Source organism: Paraburkholderia sp. (genome assembly GCF_026225065.1).
Lineage (GTDB): Bacteria > Pseudomonadota > Gammaproteobacteria > Burkholderiales > Burkholderiaceae > Paraburkholderia.
This window is the reverse complement of sequence record NZ_JAMFSB010000202.1, coordinates 1-17,870: the sequence shown is the minus strand read 5'-3', so window position 1 is coordinate 17,870 and position 17,870 is coordinate 1. Positions and strand designations below refer to the sequence as shown.

Annotated in this window: 14 protein-coding genes and 1 pseudogene; 9 read left to right on the top strand and 6 right to left on the bottom strand. The window is 61.9% G+C overall.

Annotation, left to right across the window (positions count from 1 at the left end; all coding sequences use genetic code 11):
• From M0954_RS14890 to M0954_RS14865, 6 genes and pseudogenes are all read left to right on the top strand, one after another.
• A pseudogene (locus M0954_RS14890) lies at positions 1 to 444 on the top strand (hypothetical protein); the annotation flags it as partial.
• Positions 441 to 4,346 carry an exodeoxyribonuclease V subunit beta gene (recB, locus tag M0954_RS14885; protein WP_297354004.1) on the top strand — a complete coding sequence of 1,302 codons (3,906 nt, stop codon included), beginning with the start codon at positions 441 to 443 and terminating at the stop codon, positions 4,344 to 4,346. The pseudogene M0954_RS14890 and the gene recB, both read left to right, overlap by 4 nt.
• The gene (recD, locus tag M0954_RS14880; protein WP_297354002.1) at positions 4,343 to 6,493 is read left to right on the top strand and encodes an exodeoxyribonuclease V subunit alpha; all 2,151 of its coding nucleotides are present in this window, start codon (positions 4,343 to 4,345) and stop codon (positions 6,491 to 6,493) included. The genes recB and recD overlap by 4 nt, the downstream gene beginning before the upstream one ends.
• 196 nt (positions 6,494 to 6,689) lie before the next feature.
• Complete coding sequence (locus tag M0954_RS14875; protein WP_122157903.1) at positions 6,690 to 7,400, top strand: response regulator transcription factor; 711 nt, start codon at positions 6,690 to 6,692, stop codon at positions 7,398 to 7,400.
• Between the two features lie 153 nt (positions 7,401 to 7,553).
• Positions 7,554 to 7,928, top strand: coding sequence for a transposase (locus tag M0954_RS14870; RefSeq protein ID WP_166660853.1), 375 nt, complete (start codon positions 7,554 to 7,556; stop codon positions 7,926 to 7,928).
• Between the two features lie 151 nt (positions 7,929 to 8,079).
• A complete protein-coding gene (locus tag M0954_RS14865) occupies positions 8,080 to 9,753 on the top strand; it encodes an acyl-CoA synthetase (RefSeq protein WP_297354000.1) in 1,674 nt (557 codons plus the stop codon).
• Positions 9,754 to 9,769: 16 nt separating this feature from the next.
• Here the strand turns inward: M0954_RS14865 and M0954_RS14860 are convergent, their stop codons facing one another.
• The 3 genes from M0954_RS14860 to M0954_RS14850 all read right to left on the bottom strand — a co-directional run bounded on the left by M0954_RS14860 (position 9,770) and on the right by M0954_RS14850 (position 11,414).
• Positions 9,770 to 9,994 carry a hypothetical protein gene (locus M0954_RS14860; RefSeq protein WP_122157906.1) on the bottom strand — a complete coding sequence of 75 codons (225 nt, stop codon included), beginning with the start codon at positions 9,992 to 9,994 and terminating at the stop codon, positions 9,770 to 9,772.
• A 246-nt stretch (positions 9,995 to 10,240) separates the two neighbouring features.
• Positions 10,241 to 10,444 (bottom strand): cold-shock protein, encoded by a 204-nt coding sequence (locus M0954_RS14855; RefSeq protein WP_012428559.1) that lies wholly within the window; start codon positions 10,442 to 10,444, stop codon positions 10,241 to 10,243.
• Positions 10,445 to 10,775: 331 nt separating this feature from the next.
• A complete protein-coding gene (locus M0954_RS14850) occupies positions 10,776 to 11,414 on the bottom strand; it encodes a LysE family transporter (RefSeq protein WP_122157907.1) in 639 nt (212 codons plus the stop codon).
• Between the two features lie 373 nt (positions 11,415 to 11,787).
• Here M0954_RS14850 and M0954_RS14845 point away from each other — a divergent pair, with 373 nt between their 5' ends.
• The 3 genes from M0954_RS14845 (at position 11,788) to M0954_RS14835 (ending at position 14,856) form a co-directional block, all read left to right on the top strand.
• Positions 11,788 to 12,051 (top strand): H-NS family nucleoid-associated regulatory protein, encoded by a 264-nt coding sequence (locus M0954_RS14845; protein ID WP_297353998.1) that lies wholly within the window; start codon positions 11,788 to 11,790, stop codon positions 12,049 to 12,051.
• Positions 12,052 to 12,271: 220 nt separating this feature from the next.
• Entirely contained in the window at positions 12,272 to 13,777 is a 1,506-nt protein-coding gene (locus M0954_RS14840) for a sugar ABC transporter ATP-binding protein (protein WP_297353996.1), read from the top strand.
• Between the two features lie 122 nt (positions 13,778 to 13,899).
• Entirely contained in the window at positions 13,900 to 14,856 is a 957-nt protein-coding gene (locus M0954_RS14835; RefSeq protein WP_297354007.1) for an ABC transporter permease, read from the top strand.
• Here M0954_RS14835 and M0954_RS14830 read toward each other — a convergent pair.
• From M0954_RS14830 to M0954_RS14820, 3 genes are all read right to left on the bottom strand, one after another.
• A complete protein-coding gene (locus M0954_RS14830; protein ID WP_297353994.1) occupies positions 14,847 to 15,806 on the bottom strand; it encodes an ABC transporter permease in 960 nt (319 codons plus the stop codon). The two genes, M0954_RS14835 and M0954_RS14830, sit on opposite strands and share 10 nt — an antisense overlap.
• Positions 15,799 to 16,824 (bottom strand): ABC transporter permease, encoded by a 1,026-nt coding sequence (locus M0954_RS14825; protein WP_133893671.1) that lies wholly within the window; start codon positions 16,822 to 16,824, stop codon positions 15,799 to 15,801. Before M0954_RS14825 ends, M0954_RS14830 begins: the two co-directional genes overlap by 8 nt.
• A partial coding sequence (locus tag M0954_RS14820; RefSeq protein WP_297353992.1) for a sugar ABC transporter ATP-binding protein occupies positions 16,821 to 17,870 on the bottom strand: 1,050 nt, incomplete at its 5' end. The genes M0954_RS14825 and M0954_RS14820, both read right to left, overlap by 4 nt.

The following is a 17,870-nucleotide window of genomic DNA, read 5'->3' as shown; positions in this document are numbered from 1 at the left end:
CTCGCAGCGGACGTGGCGCGCTCGCATCTGTTGACCTTGCTGCGAGCCTGGGATGAAGGCACACGTAAACCGCTGCCACTCGCCGTGAGAACGGCGTTTGCGTGGCTTAGAAAGCGGCCAGGCGCGCTTGATTTCGCAGAGGTTGGGGGTCTCGCGGGCGCGGATGGCGAGCGCGGGCATGGTGACGGCGGCGACACGCTTGCCGCGCAGCTCAACGAAGCGCGCGAAGCCGCTCGTCTCACTTACGATGGCGTGGGTCGCCAGGCAGGCGAGCGGCAGACCAACGCGTATCTCTCCCGTGCCTATCCGGACTTTGACGTGCTCGCCGCCAGCGGGGAGTTCGAGACGCTCGCCGTCGCATTGTTGTTACCGCTGCATCGCGCGATTCCTGTTTCGGCGTCGAGATCGAAGAACTCATCGTCACAAGCGGGAGACGCACAATGAATACTCCCCTGACAACGCAACAGTCCGAGGGAACCCCAGCTGAACTGAAGCCGCTCGAATTTCCGCTGCAGGGCAGCAGCCTGATCGAAGCGAGCGCCGGCACTGGCAAGACCTTCACGATCGCGATGCTGTACGTCCGGCTCGTGCTGGGTCATCGTGGACCGGATAGCGAGGCGCGGCCGTTGACGCCGCCGGAAATTCTCGTCGTGACGTTTACGGATGCGGCCACCAAGGAGTTGCGTGACCGCATCCGTGCGCGTCTGATCGAAGCGGCCGCGTATTTCCGCGCGGACCCGGACGAAGTTGAACCGCTCGTGGCCGGCAAAGACCTGTTGCACGACCTGCGTGACAGCTGCGACGTCGAGCAGTGGGCCGCCTGCGCGCACCGGCTGCAGCTCGCCGCGGAATGGATGGATGAAGCTGCGGTCTCCACGATTCATGGCTGGTGCAACCGCATGTTGAGCGAGCACGCGTTCGACAGCGACAGCCTGTTTTCGCAGACGCTCGAAACCGACCAGAGCGAGTTGCGCGCTGAAGTCGTGCGCGATTACTGGCGCACGTTTCTGGCGCCGCTTGATCTGCAGTCGGCGGCGGAAGTCCGCCAATGGTTCGCGAGCCCGGCGAAGTTGCAGCAGGCGATTCGCGGTCTGCTGGGCCATGCCAATCTGCTGGAAGACGCCCCGCCGCCGCTTGAGGCGTTGCAGGACGCGCGCAAGAAGCAGCGCGAACATGTCGATCATCTGAAGACAAACTGGGCAGCGTGGTGCGACGAACTCCAGGCGCTGTTCGACGATGCGCGGGCGAAGAAGCAGTTCAAGGCGACGAGCCTGAACGCACCGAACTGCAAGAAGTGGCTCGACAAGCTGCGAGATTGGTCCAACGACCCCAACATGCAGCGGCCCGATTTCGAAGCTACAGCCGCAGTGTGGACTCGTTTTACGCGGGCTGGCCTCGCTGAAATCTGGCTCATCGGCGAGCCGCCGGCCCATCCTGCCTTCGTCGCGATGGAGACGCTGCGCGACGCTTTGGCCGCACAGCCCACGGCGCAATATGCATTGCTGCGTCACTCGGCCCGCTGGATTGCGCAGCGCTTCACGGAAGAAGAAGCGCGCCGCTCGCAGATGGGTTTCGACGATCTGCTCACGCGCCTTAACGACGCCTTGCACAAGCCGAACGGCAAACGCCTGGCCGAGATCATCCGTCAGCAATACCCGGTCGCGTTGATCGACGAGTTTCAGGACACGGATCCAGTGCAGTATCGGATTTTCGATGCCGTCTACCGCATTGCGGAGAACGATCCGGACACGGCAATCGTTTTGATTGGCGATCCGAAACAGGCGATTTACGCGTTCCGTGGCGCGGATATTTACACCTACCTCGAAGCGCGGCGCGCCTGCGCCGGACGGTTATTCACGCTAAAGAAAAACTTCCGTTCGACACAAGGAATGGTGGATGCTGTCAATCGTTGCTTCGAAGCAGCCGAAGAGCGACAGGGTGGCGAAGGGGCGTTCCTTTTCCGCAGCGCCGAGGGCGGCGCCAATCCGCTTCCATTTATTGCCGCCGACGCAGCAGGCCGTAAAGACACGCTGCGCGTCCAAAGTGCGGAGGTGCCTGCGCTGAGCGCGTGGTGGCTGCCCTCCGCCGACGAAGGCAAGCCGCTCAGCAAGGAAGCGTATCTGCGCGAGATGGCCGCCAGTTGCGCGACCGAGATGGTGCGCCTTCTGAACCTGGGGCAGGCCGGCAAGGCGGCCTTCGAAGGTGCTAGTGGCAAGACACCACTGCAGCCTGGCCATATGGCGGTGCTGGTCAACAACGGCACGGAAGCGCGCGCGATCCGCGCCGCGCTGGCTGAACGCGGCGTGCGCAGCGTCTACCTGTCCGATCGGGATTCGGTGTTTCAGACGGGGGAAGCGCAGGAATTGCATCACTGGCTCGCGGCGTGTGCGGACCCCGATGACGGCCGCCTGGTGCGCACTGCACTGGCCACCGCGACACTCGGACTCGATTGGGCCGCACTTGATACCTTCAACCGGGACGAACTTGCGTGGGAGAAGTGCGTGCTGCGGTTCCGCGACTACCGCGACTGCTGGCGCAATAAAGGCGTGCTGCCGATGCTGCGCCGCCTGCTCAACGATTTCCACGTGCCGCAGCGGCTGCTCGGACAGACAGCGGGCGCGGCGGTCAACGGCGAACGCGTGCTGACTAACCTGCTGCATCTGGCCGAGTTGCTGCAACAGGCCAGTGCGCAGCTTGACGGCGAGCACGCGCTGATTCGCTATCTGGACGAACAGTGCGCGGATGAGGGCGCCAGCGCGGGCGGCGATGCGCGGCAACTGCGGCTGGAAAGTGATGCGGGTCTGGTGCAGGTGGTGACGGTTCACAAGTCGAAGGGGCTGGAGTATCCGCTGGTGTTCCTGCCGTTTGCGTGCACCTACCGCCCGGTCAACGCGGACGATATGCCGCTCAAATGGCATGACGAAGCGGGCAAGTTGCACATCACGCTGGGCGATGTCGACGTATTACCGCGAGCGGACCGCGAGCGGCTCGGCGAAGACCTGCGCAAGCTATATGTGGCGTTGACGCGGGCGCGCTACGCGACCTGGGTGGGGATTGCGCCGATCCAGAGCGTCGAGTTGAGCGCGTTCGGCTACCTGCTCGGTGGTGGCAAACCGATTGCCAGCACTGAACTCAATGCGTTGCTGGAGCAATTGCGAGGTACGTGTGGCGATATCAGGATTGCCGAGGCGCCGCCCCCGAGCAGCGAACCTTTCGTGCCGCTCGGCATGCAGCAGTTACGCGGTGAAGCTCGCATGCTGACGCGGCCTGTGCGCGAGTCGTGGTGGATTGCCAGCTACTCCAGCCTGCGCAAGGACAATGGTGTAATCGGTGGCACAGGTGCTCACGTAGTTCCAATGCCGGCGAGCGCGACCGACGATGGCGCGACATGCGAGTCACGCGTGGCTCCTGAAACGCGCAGTGAAGACGTATTCCACGAACTGCTGGAAGCGGAAGCACTCGAAGACGACGAGGTAGCGTCAACAGCGGCTTCGCAGGCACAACCGGCAACCTCTGCCGCGACTGCGACTGCGCTTGCGTTGCCGGCCGCTGAGACCTTGCACGGTTTCCTGCGCGGCGCGGACGCAGGCAGTTTCCTGCACGACCTGATGGAATGGGCAGCCAACGAAGGCTTCGCGAAGCTCGCCAACCATCCGCAAACGGTGCGCGATACCGTGGCGCGCCGCTGCAATCTACGTGGCTGGCCGCGCTGGATCGAACCGCTGGCGGATTGGCTGCTGTATCTGCTGCGTACGCCGCTCGCGTTGCCATCAATAGAAGGTGAGCCGGTGCCGCCAGTCGTGCTGGCGGATCTCGATCCAGCGTCATACATGGCCGAAATGGAGTTCTGGCTCGCAGCGCACACCGTTGATACACAAGTGCTCGATCAACTCGTGTGCGACCTGACGCTCGATGGGGAAGCGCGGCCCGCGCTCGAGCCCGCTCGCCTGAACGGCATGCTCAAGGGTTTTATCGATCTGGTGTTCGAACACGATGGCCGCTATTACGTCGCGGACTACAAGTCGAACTGGCTTGGTCCCGACGACGCAGCGTACACACCGGCGAGGATGCGCGCGCAGATCCTGCATTCACGCTACGAGCTGCAATACGTGCTGTATCTGTTCGCACTGCATCGTTTGTTAAAGGTGCGCTTGCCCGATTACGACTACGACCGCGACGTGGGCGGTGCGGTTTATCTGTTTCTGCGGGGCGGCCGCGCGCCCGGCCAGGGTTTGCATGTCGAGCGGCCGCCGCGCGAGTTGATCGAAGAACTGGATGCGCTGTTTGCGCACCATCGCTCCGATGACGAAGATGCAGATGAGTACGCGTTGAAGGAAATCGAATGACACCCCGTTCCAACGACACCGTAGCCGTCATCGACGCCAAGGGCGACACGCGCCGCATGCTCGCCGTGCTGGACCAGTGGGTCGAGCGCGGCTGGTTGCGCGCGCTCGATGCCGGCTTCGCGCGCTTCCTGTGGACGGAGGAACCGCAGACGCCGCCGCTGCTGGTGCTGGCGGCCGCGCTTGCGAGTCATCAGTTGGGGCGCGGCCACGTGTGCCTCGACCTGCAGGCGACACTCGACGACCCGACCTTCGCACTTTCGTTACCGCCTGATGGACCGCAGGCGCTCACCACAACGGAACCACCGCAGGCGCCGGCAGAAGTGCTGGCAGGCGTGAATCTCGCGCGCTGGCTGGCGGCGCTCGATCAGCCCGCGCTGGTCGGCGCCGATGCCGGCAATACGCCACTCGTGCTCGTCGGCACGCGGTTGTATCTGCGTCGCTACTGGCAATACGAGCAAGATGTGCGCGCTGGTATCGAGCGACGGCTCGCAGCATCGGCGCAGATGGAAGCGTCGTTGCAGGCGGGTTCCGCGCGGACCGCGCTGGACGTTTTGTTCCCGCCGCGCTCAGCCAACGCGACGAGCGCGGACTGGCAGAAGCTCGCCTGCGCACTGGCAGCGCGCAGCGCGTTCAGCATCATTACGGGTGGCCCAGGCACCGGCAAGACGACCACCGTGGTCAGACTGCTTGCCTTGCTGCAGACGCTTGCACTCGACGGCCTGGCGAATCCGCTGCGTCCCGCACGACCGTTGCGGATTCGTCTCGCGGCGCCGACCGGTAAAGCTGCGGCGCGTCTGAACGAATCGATTGCAGGCGCGGTGGCGCAACTGCCCGTCGACGCTCTGCCGAACGCCGCCGCCGTGCGCGAGGCGATCCCGACGGTAGTGACGACGCTGCATCGGGTGCTCGGCACGCGTCCCGAGAGCCGGCGGTTCCGTCACGACGCGAGCAATCCGCTACCGGTGGATGTGCTGGTGATCGACGAGGCCTCCATGGTCGATCTCGAGATGATGGCGGCAGTGCTCGACGCATTGCCCGCATCGGCACGGCTGATTCTGCTGGGCGACAAGGATCAGTTGGCGTCGGTAGAGGCCGGGGCCGTGCTCGGTGAATTGTGTCAGCGCGCGGGCGAAGGGCATTACACACCGGCCACGCGCGACTGGCTGCTGGCCGCAACCGGCGAGCGCATCGAGGTGGCCATGCTCGACGAACAGGGCACGGCGCTCGACCAGTCGATTGCGATGCTGCGGCATAGTCATCGGTTTTCCGCAGAGAGCGGGATCGGCCAGCTCGCTACGCTCGTCAATACGGGCGACGCCGCGGCTGTCGCACGGATCTGGACACACGGTCACGCGGATCTTGCGTTGCTGGTTTGCTCGGCTACGGACGATGCGTCCTTTAAGGCACTTGTCATAGATGGATACGGCGGCGCCAGCGATGCGTCGGCATCCGCGCACCTGTTCGGTGCCAACGGAGAGCCGGGACGGCCACGCTATGGCTATCGGCACTACCTGGCGACGATGCACACGCAGCAGCCTGACCGCTACGACGAGCCCGAAGCATTTGACACGTGGGCGCGCGCGGTGCTGAAGGCGCACGGCGAGTTTCAGCTTCTGTGCGCGCTGCGCCGCGGACCGTGGGGTGTCGAAGGACTCAACAAACGCATTGCGCGGCTGCTGCAGGAAGACGGTTTGATTGCAATGCGCGGCGAGTGGTATCCGGGACGGCCGGTGCTCGTAACCCGTAACGATTATGAGCTGGGGCTGATGAACGGCGACATCGGTATCACGCTTGAACTGCCGGGCATGACGGATGAGAATCCGGTGTTGAGAGTGGCATTTCCTGCAGCCGACGGCACGGGTGGCATCAAGTGGGTCCTGCCTAGCCGTTTGCAGGCAGTGGAAACGGTGCTCGCGCTCACCGTGCATAAATCGCAGGGCTCGGAATTCATGCACGCTGCATTGGTGTTGCCCGATACGTTTAGTCCGATTCTGTCGCGCGAACTCGTCTACACAGGCATTACCCGGGCGCGGGCGTTTCTGACGCTGGCGATCCCGCAAGGCAAGCCCGTGCTCGAACAGGCTGTGTGCGCGAAGGTGCAGCGCGCGAGTGGGTTGATGGCGGGGTTCGAGGGCGAGACACAGTAGTCGGACTAATGGGTTCGTCACCAGGGTTCAGGCTTATCAGCGGCCTTTGTCGCGCCGGGCTACAATAAATTCACGCCGATGTTGCATGGTGGGCAAACCGATACCCTCGGTTGCCAGTGCCAACCTTATGCAACGAACCTTTCAGGGCTGCCGGCCGAGCGTTTCCCGCGGCGCCTTGTCACTTCAAGAGGCGAGTATGAGAATCGCGGTACTCGATGACGACCCTGCCCAAACCGCTTTCGTGCATGAAACCATGTCGGCGGCGGGCCATGTCTGCCATACCTTCTCCGAAGGTCGCGCACTCGTCCAGCAGTTGCACCGTCAGACCTTCGATCTCCTGATCCTCGACTGGATCGTGCCGGACCTGTCCGGCGAAGAGGTGTTGCGATGGGTGCGCTCGACGCTAGCCGAGCGCGTGCCGGTGATTTTCATGACATCGCGCGGCCGCGAAAGCGACATCGTCGCAATGTTAAATGCCGGCGCGGACGACTACGTCGTCAAGCCGGTCGCCGCGAGTGTGTTGCTGGCGCGGGTCGGTTCGCTGCTACGGCGCGCCTATCAGATCAATGCAGCAGCGGTCAAAGCGACCTTTGGCGATTTCGAATTCGACCTGAACGCTAAACAGGTGCACGTGAAGCAACAATTAGTGAATCTCACACAGAAGGAATTCGAACTCGCGTTGTTGCTGTTCCAGCATTTGAACCGACCGTTATCGCGAGCGCACATCGTCGATATGGTCTGGAAGCAGACCGTCGACATTCCCACACGCACCATGGACACCCATGTGTCGATGCTGCGCTCAAAATTGGGACTGCGCCCGGAAAATGGCTACCGCCTCACGCCGATCTATGGTTATGGCTACCGGCTCGAACAGATCGGCGACGAAGTGATCGACACACGCGACTAGCACTCCGGTGTGGCTCCCACGGCCCGATCTAACAAGATTTGACTTTCTTCGAACGGCGCATCAGTTAAGCTGAATGCAAAGCATCGGAAGGGCGGCTGGATGTGCGCCCTGTTGTTGCCACCCTCAGTCGCGTCGTTAGCGTTCCTCACTTGTATGAATACACTCGAGTCGACCCAATCGCATTCGCCGCTACCGTTCGCGCTTTCGGTCTACGATCTGACCGATGCGCAGTGGGAACGTATCGTGCCGATGCTGCCTGAGCTGAACCAAAGCGTCGTCCGCAGAGGGCGTCCGTGCGTCAATCTGCGAGGCGTCGTCAACAGCGTTCTGTGGGTGTTGCGTACCGGCAAACCATGGAACGCCATGCCCCAAAGCTACCCTCCCTACCAGACCTCGCACCGGTACTACTTACGCTGGCGCGAGGCGGGCGTGTTGTCGGACATCGCGTTCGAGTTGTTTCATACCGACGCGGTGCTAGCCCGTTACGTCTCCCGCAAGCGCGATCAGCACGAAAACAAAGCTGCCTGATTTCGACGCGTCGTCTCCCTTCTGTACCATTCACGCTTGATCGCACTGCGGCTTCCCGTTATTCCGTATGGGAAGTCGCGAGTACGATAAGCTGATTGATCATAAGACGCAGAAGTACCGCGGAGCCACTGACTCCCGAGGAGACGACCCAATGATGCCTATGTTCGACGAAGGTCTCGGCCGTCGTGAGGCGAACCATGTTCCGCTCACGCCGATTGATTTCATAGCGCGTGCTGCGCAGGTCTATGGCGACCGTTGCGCGGTGGTCCACGGTGCGATCCGGCGCACGTGGCGCGAGACGTATGAGCGCACACGGCGCCTAGCCAGCGCGCTGCAGCAGGTTGGGATAGGACATGGCGACACCGTTGCGGTGCTGCTGCCCAACATCCCTCAGATGATTGAAGCGCATTTCGGCGTACCGATGGCAGGAGCCGTGCTCAATACGCTGAATACGCGGCTCGATATTGCGTCGATCCTGTTCATGCTGCGCCATGGCGAGGCCAGGGCGTTGATCGTCGACACCGAGTACGCCGAACTGGCGCATCGCGCTTCGCTGGAGTTTCCGGATCTGCGGATTGTCAGCGTCAATGACGTGACGCCCGCGGACCCGCACAAGTTTCCACGCGCAACCGACTACGAAGCCTTCCTGCAAGGCGGCGATCCTCAATTCGCATGGCAGCCACCTGCCGACGAATGGGACGCGATCGCGCTGAACTACACGTCCGGCACGACGGGCGATCCTAAGGGCGTCGTCTACCATCATCGCGGCGCTTATCTGAACGCCGTGAGTAACATCCTCGAATGGGATATGCCGAAGCATGCGGTGTATCTCTGGACGCTGCCGCTGTTTCATTGCAATGGCTGGTGTTTTCCATGGACCGTGGCGGCGCGTGCGGGCATCAACGTCTGCTTGCGCAAATTCGATGCGAAGACCGTGTTCGACCTGATTCGCACGGAGGGCGTCACCCACTATTGCGGCGCGCCGATCGTGCAGAGCGCGCTTGCCAATGCGCCTGAAGCGTGGCGCGAAGGAATCGGGCACCGGGTTGCCACGATGGTGGCCGGCGCGGCGCCTGCGCCTGCAGTGATTGCCAGGATGAAAGCGATTGGTTTCGATCTGACTCACGTCTATGGTCTTACCGAGGTCTACGGACCGGCGTCTGTCTGTGCCAGACAAGAACACTGGAACAGCGTCAGCGACGACGAGCTCGCGCGGCTCAACGCACGTCAGGGCGTGCGCTATCACCTGCAAGCCGCCGCGACCGTGCTGGACCCGGACACGCTCGAGCCGGTGCCGAACGACGGCGAAACGCTGGGCGAAATCATGTTTCGCGGCAACATCTGCATGAAGGGCTATCTGAAGAACGAGCGCGCCACCGAAGATGCCTTCAGGGGCGGCTGGTTCCATACCGGCGATCTGGGCGTGCTGATGCCGGATGGCTACATTCGCATTCGCGATCGCAGCAAGGACATCATTATTTCGGGTGGGGAAAACATCTCGAGCATCGAAATCGAAGACACGCTATACCGGCACCCAGCGGTCTCGGTGGCCGCCGTGGTGGCGATGCCCGACGCGAAGTGGGGCGAGGTGCCGTGCGCCTTCGTCGAGCTGAAAGAAGGTGCAGCGGCCACTGCCGAAGAGATCATTGCGCATTGCCGTCTGTTCCTGGCGAGCTTTAAGCTACCCAAGGCAGTTCGCTTCGGAGAGCTACCTAAAACGTCGACCGGGAAGATCCAGAAATTCGAATTGCGCGCGCGGGTAAAGTCCGGCAGCGCGATTGATCTGGCCGACGGGAGCGCGAGCTCATCGCAGGCCAAACTGTGAAGCGGGCCGGACGCTATTAACCGCGGCTGTCGACCCAATGACGGGCCCAACGGCATGAGTGCTGCAGCGCCTGTTCTTCGTCATTGAAGTAGTCGAGCGAGTAGAACTGATAGCGCGCTTCAGCGCGGGCCGTGTCGGCACGCTCGAGCAACAGGTTGGAGGAAAACGAACCGTCAGGCAAACGATGTGCCGAAGGTTGGACGGCATAGCCGTTGTAATGATGAATGTGTTTGTTTTGCATTTTAATTTTAAATATACGTACGCGCACACGGCGATCAGGACGAGCCCGTTCAAGCCGAAGCGAATGCCTGATGGAAAAGGCGGGGAAAGGCGTTTAAGCCGGTCAAGCCAGGGGAGGATGAGGGGGCAAGCGATGCGTTTGGCGCAAAGAAACTGCTAAGCGATTACGCCAACTGTGGGAGAACAAGCTCCGCGAGGGTGTCGCTGCAGCCCGGTACCCGATGCCGGATACCGGACCCTTCAAACTTTACAGCGGCTTGATGTTAGCCGCTTGCAGACCCTTGGGGCCTTGCTTCGTTTCGAAGCTCACCTTCTGGTTTTCAGCCAGCGTCTTGAAGCCGTCGCCGCTGATTTCCGAGAAGTGAGCGAACAGGTCGTCGCCGCCCTTGTCCGGTGTAATGAAGCCAAAGCCTTTGCTGTCGTTGAACCACTTAACGGTACCGGTATCCATGAAGAATCCTTGAGGTAGAAAAAGTAAGAAATCGCTCGCTATGGAGCACGTGAAGCGTCAAGGAGGGAATGGACAACGAATACCGCTGAGAGAGCGAGCAATTGATGAACAGCAATCGAACTTCTTGAACTTCGAGGGTCACAATAGCGGTTCGGGGCTACTGTCGTCAAGAACTATCTTGTAAAGCTTGCGTCAGGCAGCGTGCAGCGGAGCGCGAAATGGTCAGCCCCTTGAGGAAAACGGCGCGCGGCGAATCCTCCGGATGTCATGCCTGGCATGGCTTACAAGGATTCGCCGCGGGTTGCGTAGAGGTCCAGTGCCTCAAATCGCGTCAAAGTCCGACGCGATGTGCTGCAAAGATCAATCTGAGGCCGAGGGCGGTGATCGCACCGGCCGCAACCCGGTCCACCCAGGTCTTTGCCCGCAGATACAGTTCGCGCGGACGCTTGCTGGAAAAACACAATGCGACGACCGTGTACCACCCGGCTTCGATCGAGAAAACCGCTGGGGGCAGCGCGAAATAACACCACAACGGCGGATGCTGGGGCAGTAGAGCCGCGAATATACTGCCGTAATAAATAGCGGTCTTCGGATTGCTGAGTTGTGTGCTCAAACCAATCCAGAATGATTTCCGCGGATTGGCTCCGGCATTGGCTTGCCCCTGGTTGAACGCGAGCGGGGTCTTTGCGCCGCGCCAGATCTTCGACGCGAGATAGATCAGATACAGGCCGCCTGCTACCTTGAGGCTCACGTACAACCAGGTGACGGCGGCCAGCAAGGTATACAACCCTAGCAAGGCGATGCCGCTAAAGAATACGCCGCCGATTCCCATGCCGAGCGCGGTCGCCAATCCGTCGCGCCGCGACAGGCCGATCGAGTTGCGCGCGACGATGACAAAACTCGGTCCCGGGCTCATCGCGCCGATCAAAAGCGCGGTGAGAATAGCGGCGATCGCGGTTGACGGAGACATGAGTGCTTTCCTTTGAAGTAGGGCGAAAGAAAGTCCGGAACGACAAAATAACACGCTACCGCCGCGATATCGAGGTCACCGCCGCGTATTGCCGTGCGCGGCAGAAAAAATGGGTGCTAAAATCCAGATTTAGACGCTGAAGCGGCCCTTGTGGGTAAAGGGCCAGACGGGCGACGATTCGAGCCGCTTGCCGAACGGATTTCCTGATCAATAGATTTGTCGGGCATCATTTCCGGGGGCGCATTTGCGCAAAAGGCAAGGTGAGGTCGAACGGCGTTCGGCTCACCCGAATCACGTACAGGCTTCGCGTTTCTCAGCGAAGCCTTTTATTTTTTCAAACCGCGCGCAATATCAGTCGCGACATCGGTACGTTATGAAAGAGCGAGAAGAACAACGGATGTTCGACCTCGACGGGAACGCGCGTGAGCGGCTGGTCCTGTGGATACGTCGCCGTATGGACGAATACGGCATTACGATGGAAGCATTGGCCGCGGCAATTGACGCGGACACTCATGCAACCAGGGCGATAATGTACCGGGACGCCTACGGCAACACATGGGACGGCCAGGGCGATAAACCCGATTGGCTCGCACGTGCGATTTACGCCGGTCAGAATATCGAGCATTTCCGCTGTTAAACCCCTGCTGAATCGGGCTTTCCCAGCGAGCGCTGAAGACGCGCCGGCTGCGGTGTGCCACTCCCTTCCTGCGAGCCCTCGGACATTTCGGTCCGGGTAGCGGCTTTGTCATCCCCAGACAAGCTATCGATATGAACAACGCTTCGTTGGCACACCCATAACGGGTGGCTACGATGAACGGTCATCCTTTACGAGCGCAGTAAAGCGCGCGTCCCCTTCGATGACTGTTCCTGTTCTGACCGCTCGCGCGGTTTCCAAACGCTTTGGTCCTACCCTCGCGCTCGATCGCGCCGATCTGTCGATTCATGCGGGCGAGGTTGTTGCACTGATGGGCGCGAACGGCGCCGGCAAGTCGACCCTCGTGAAGATTCTTAGCGGCGTCTATCCTCCCGACGACGGCGAGCTCTCGTTACGCGGACAACCGTTTCGTCCGGCTTCACCGCAGGATGCCAAACGGAGCGGCGTTGCGACCGTTCATCAATCGATTGCGGATGCGGTGGTGCCGACGCTTTCGATCGCAGACAACCTGTTGCTCGACCGCTTGTGCGATCCGTCCTCGCCGTGGCGTGCGACGCCTGCCGCGCGTCTTCAGGCGGCAGCGCCGTTAGCCGAGCGTGTTGGGCTTGAGGTCGACCTGTCCGCACCGCTCGCCTCTTTGTCGCTCGCCTCGCAGCAGTTGGTGACGTTGGCGCGCGCGCTGGCGACGCGGCCCGCACTGCTGATTCTCGATGAGCCCACCGCCAGTCTGTCTGCACCTGAGGCCGAGCGTCTCTTCGGTCTGCTTGACAGATTGCGCGCCGAGGGCGTCGCGATCCTGCTGGTGTCGCACCGGCTGGGCGATCTGCGCCGCATTGCCGGACGCGTGACGATTGTGCGCGACGGGCGGGTCGTCGCCGATCTGCGCGCACCGATCGATTTCGATGCCGCGGTCGAAACGATGATCGGGCGTCCGTTACGTATTCAAGCTGCTGATGTGGGCGCCACGGCGACGTCCGATTCTGCTTCTGCGACGCAGGTGCCGTACTTCAGCGTGCGGGATCTTCAGTTGACGCCCGGCAGCATCCCGTTCGATCTCGATGTGCAGCGCGGTGAAATCGTCGCGATTGCGGGCCCGGTCGGCGGTGGCAAATCTCGTTTCGCGCGAGCCATTTTCGGTGCGACGCACGCCACGTCAGGGGCGATGACGCTCGATGGCAAGTCGTGGCGTCCTCGCTCACCCGCCGATGCAATCCGTGCCGGCGTCTTCCTCGCCGGCGAGGACCGTTGGCGAAGCTCGCTGTTTCCGGATAGCGTGCCGTTCGCGTCGATTGCGGGCACGCTCAGTTTTCCGTTCCTGTCACGCTGGTTCAAGCACGGCAGGGTGCACCGCGCGCGCGAGCAGCGTGCCGCGACTGAAGCGATCGAACGCTTTGGGATTCGCTGCACAGGCCCTGACGATCGTCTCACGCGGCTCTCTGGTGGCAACCAGCAGAAGGTCGTGCTTGCGCGTTGGCATGCGCAGCCCGCACGGCTGTTGTTGCTAGATGAACCGTTTCAAGGCGTCGATGCCGGAGCGCGCGCCGATATCGTCGACACGCTGCGTCGTCATGCACCCGAGCGCGCCACCCTCGTCTTCGTCAGCGACCTCGAAGAGGCACTCGAGATTGCGGATCGCGTCGTCCGCTTCGACCGCGCGACGCTCGACCATGTCTCCCCTTCCGATCTCACTTCTTACGTTCACTCATGAAAACCAGTCCTTCGGTTACCTCTGATGTTGCCTCTGAAGGCGTCCCCGCTAGCCATGAGTCAGCTGGTCGAATTCGCCCCAGCTGGCTGCAAAGGCTGCGCGTGCAACTCGAACGGACCGGCATGCTGCTCGTGCTTGCGTTGCTCGTCATCGTGTTCGCCGTCAATCAGCCGGCGTTTTTGAATATCGACAACCTCTTCAGCATTTTGCAGGCGGTGTCGATTGTCGCGTTGCTGGGGATTGGCGTGACAGTAACGCTTGCCGCTGGTGGTTTCGATCTGTCCGTGGGCAGTCTAGCGGCGTCGGCGCAGATGGCCGCTAGCTATGTGCTAATTGTATGGCACGGTAACGCGCTGGAAGCGGTTGCGGCATGCCTCGTCCTCGGTATAGCCGCGGGCTTGTTCAATGGACTGCTAATTACGCGTCTGCGTGTGCCGGACCAGTTGGCAACACTTGGTACGCTGTTTCTGCTTGCCGGTCTGCAATTGATTCCGACGGGCGGCCGTTCGCTCGCAACCGGCACGATTCTGCCCGATGGCACTGAAACGACGGGTGTCTTTCCCGATGCGTTTCTCGCACTCGGGCGCCTGCGATTGTTCGACGTTGTGCCATTGCCGGTGGTCGTTCTACTTGTGCTCACCGTGGTGGCGTGCGTCGTGATGGAAACCACGCGCTGGGGACGGGTCATCTACGCGATCGGCGGCAACGAAACAGCGGCGCGCCTCGCCGGTGCGCCGACCGCGCGCTACCGCGTGGCTGCGTATGTCGCCTCGGGCGTGATTGCCTCGCTAGGTGGCGTGCTGATTGCCGCGCGCGTGGGACGTGGCGACGTTAGCGCAGGCCATTCGATGCTGCTCGATGCGGTGGCGTCTGCGCTGGTCGGCTATGCAGTGTGGGGCGCCAAGCGGCCCAACGTGTTTGGCACGGTCGTCGGCGCGGTATTCGTCGGCGTTTTGCTTAACGGCTTGACAATGCTAAACGCGCCGTACTACATGCAGGATTTCATCAAGGGCGTGTTGCTGGTGGGTGCGTTGGCGTTCACGTTTAGCGTGGGGCGCGGCACGGAGTCTCACGCATAGCGGCCACGCCGTTGCGCGAAGCTGACGGCCAGCACGGCGAAGATCAGTGCGCCGGTCGCAACCTGCTGCCAGTAGAAATTCCAGCCAATCAGCAACAAACCGTTTGCGACCAGGCTCAGCAGCAGGACGCCCAGCAGTGTGCCGACGACGCCAGGACGGCGAGTCGGCGAAAGTGTCGTGCCAATGAAGGTCGCGCCGATCGCATTGAGCAGATAACCATTGCCAGCCTGCGGTACGTAGGCTTTGACGGTTGAAGACAAGATCAAACCGACGACGCCATAAATCAACGCGCTGGCAATAAACGTCACGAGCGTGATGGCCGCAACCGGCAGACCGGAATAGCGCGCCACACCGGGTTGTGCCCCGAGCGCGGTGAGTTGCCTGCCTAACGTGGCATGCGCGAGCGTGACGTGCACGCCGAGCGCCAGCACTGCCACGATCCAAAGCGGCACAGGCAGACCTGCAAATGTGCCGTGTGCCAGCGCGCTAAAGAGCGGCGGCAACGCGACGTTGAGCAGGTACACCGGCTGACCGCCGTCGGTGGCGAGCTGCTGGACGGTCTGGCCGATAAAGAGTGTGCCAAGCGTGGCGAGAAACGGTGCAATGCCGAGCCAGCCGATCAGCACACCGTTAAACGCGCCGACGACGAGTGCTGCGGCAAGACCGCCGAGCGCCGCGGGCACGAAGCCAACCTGGTGGGCACTTAGCAGGACAAACGCGAGGCTGGCTACATCAATGGATGTGCCTAGCGACAGGTCGATCGCACCCAGCGACAACACGAGCGTCATCCCAAGCGAAGCAATCGCCAGCAGTGCGAAATTGTTCAACAACACGTTAGCAAGATTGTCCGCGCGCGCAAAACCGGGCGCGAACATCGCGAAGAACGCGATCACCGCAATCAGTGCCGCGACTAGCGCGAAGCGCTGCAAGCGGCCAATCTGTTCAATCATGAGCGTGATTCCCTGCGTGGCGGCGCACCAGCGCCGTGGTGGCGACGACGAACAGGATCAACGCGCCTTCGACACCGTTGACCCAATAGCTCGACACGTTGTCGAGCTGAAAGCCGTTGCTGATGACGCCGATAAAGAGAACGGCGAGTAGTGTGCCGGGGATAGTCGGCACGAGCCGCCGCGAAAATACGACACCGAGCAACGCTGCGGCTACGGTGGCGAGCAGATTCTCTCCGGTGCCGGGCGAACTGCCGCTGAGCAGCGCAGTAGACGCCAACGCAGCGAGCGCTGCGGCAATCCCACTCAGTATGTAGCTTGAGGCAAGGTAACGGTTCGGCCGTATGCCAGCGGCCTGCGCCGCATCGCGATGGGCGCCGGTGGCGCGCAGCCGCAGCCCGAACGGCGTGTAATGAACCACGACCGTGAACAACGCGGCAACCACGAGCAGCGCGTACGCAAGATGCGGCACGCCGAATGCGCCGTTATCGAGTAGAAAGCTCAGCAGTGCGCCGCTGGCAGGCACCGACGTGTTCTGCGTCAGCACCAGTTCGAATCCGGCGCAGAGATTCATCGTAGTCAGCGTGGCAAGCAGCGGAAAGATGCGCAGTACGATGACGGCGAACGCGTTGAGCGCGCCGACACCGGCACCTGCTGCAAGCGTCAGTAGCAGGGCGTTGTCAGGTGCTATGCCTTCGCGTTGCGCTACGGCATAAACGGCTGCACACAGTCCGAGATTGGCTGCAACCGAAAGATCGAGACCGCCTCTCAGCGGATCTGCACCGCCGCCGATCAGCACAACCGTCAAACCGAACCCGAGAATCCCGACGATAATGGATTGCTGCAACACGTTCGCGAGATTCCCGACCGTGAAGAACAAAGGCGAGCTCACCGCGAAACCGATAAATACCACGGCGAACGCGAGCGCCGCGCCGCTTCTTAGCCACCATTGCGCGCCGAAGAGCCGCTCGGGCAATTCGAATTTGCTGGTACGAGGCGCGGCATCGAGTACTTTGCTCATGCTGCGATCTCCTGTTGCCCTGTCGAGCCGTTCGTACCGCGTGCTCCGGTGGCCCATGCGAGCACGTCCTGGCTGTCCGCTTCGCTCGAGACAAGTTCGCGCACGATGCGGCCGCGCGCCATCACGAGCACGCGGTCGGTGACACCGAGCAGCTCGATCAGGTCGCTGGAGAACAGCAGGACGCCGGCGCCATCGCGAGCGAGCCTGTCGAGTAGCCGGTAGATTTCGGTCTTCGCACCGATGTCGACGCCAACCGTCGGTTCGTCCAGCAGATAGAGCGACGAGGTGCGGCTCAGCCATTTGGCGAGCGCGACCTTTTGCTGGTTGCCGCCGGAGAGATGTCGCACAGGTGTTTCCGTACTGGACGTACGTACCGCCAGTTCTTCGATCAGGCGTTGCACGGTATTGGTTTCCCGGCGTTGCGCCAGCAATCCGAAACGGCTGAAACGGGCGAGGCTTGCGAGTGTCGTGTTCTCGCGCACCGAGAGCGCAGGCGCTACACCATGCGCTCGCCGGTCCTCCGGGACGAAAGCGATATGCTCGCGTACGGCATCTTGCGGGCGGCGCAGGCGCACCGCCTTGCGATCCACTTCGATCTCGCCCTGCACCCCGCGTTCGAGGCCGAACAGGCTGCGCACCACGGGCTTGCCACCAGAGCCGAGCAAACCAGTGATGCCGACGATCTCGCCGCGTCGCACATCGAACGACACGTCTTCGAAGCGTCGCGTAGCGCTCAGATTGCGCACGTTCAGGACGACTTCGCCCAGCATACGTGCGGAAGCCTCAGTTCGCGCTTCCGCCTGTGTGCCGATCATTGCGGTGACGAGGGCTTCGGTAGGCGTCGTGCGCGCGTCGACATGAGCGACATCCACGCCGTCGCGCAACACGGTGACCTGATCGCAGATGGCGGCGATCTCGTTGAGGTAGTGCGATACGTACAGGATCGTCAGGCCGCGTTCCCGCAAACGGTCGATGGTCTGCAGCAGACGGTCCACTTCGCGGCTGACCAGCGCGGCCGTCGGTTCGTCGAAGACGAGAATGTGGGG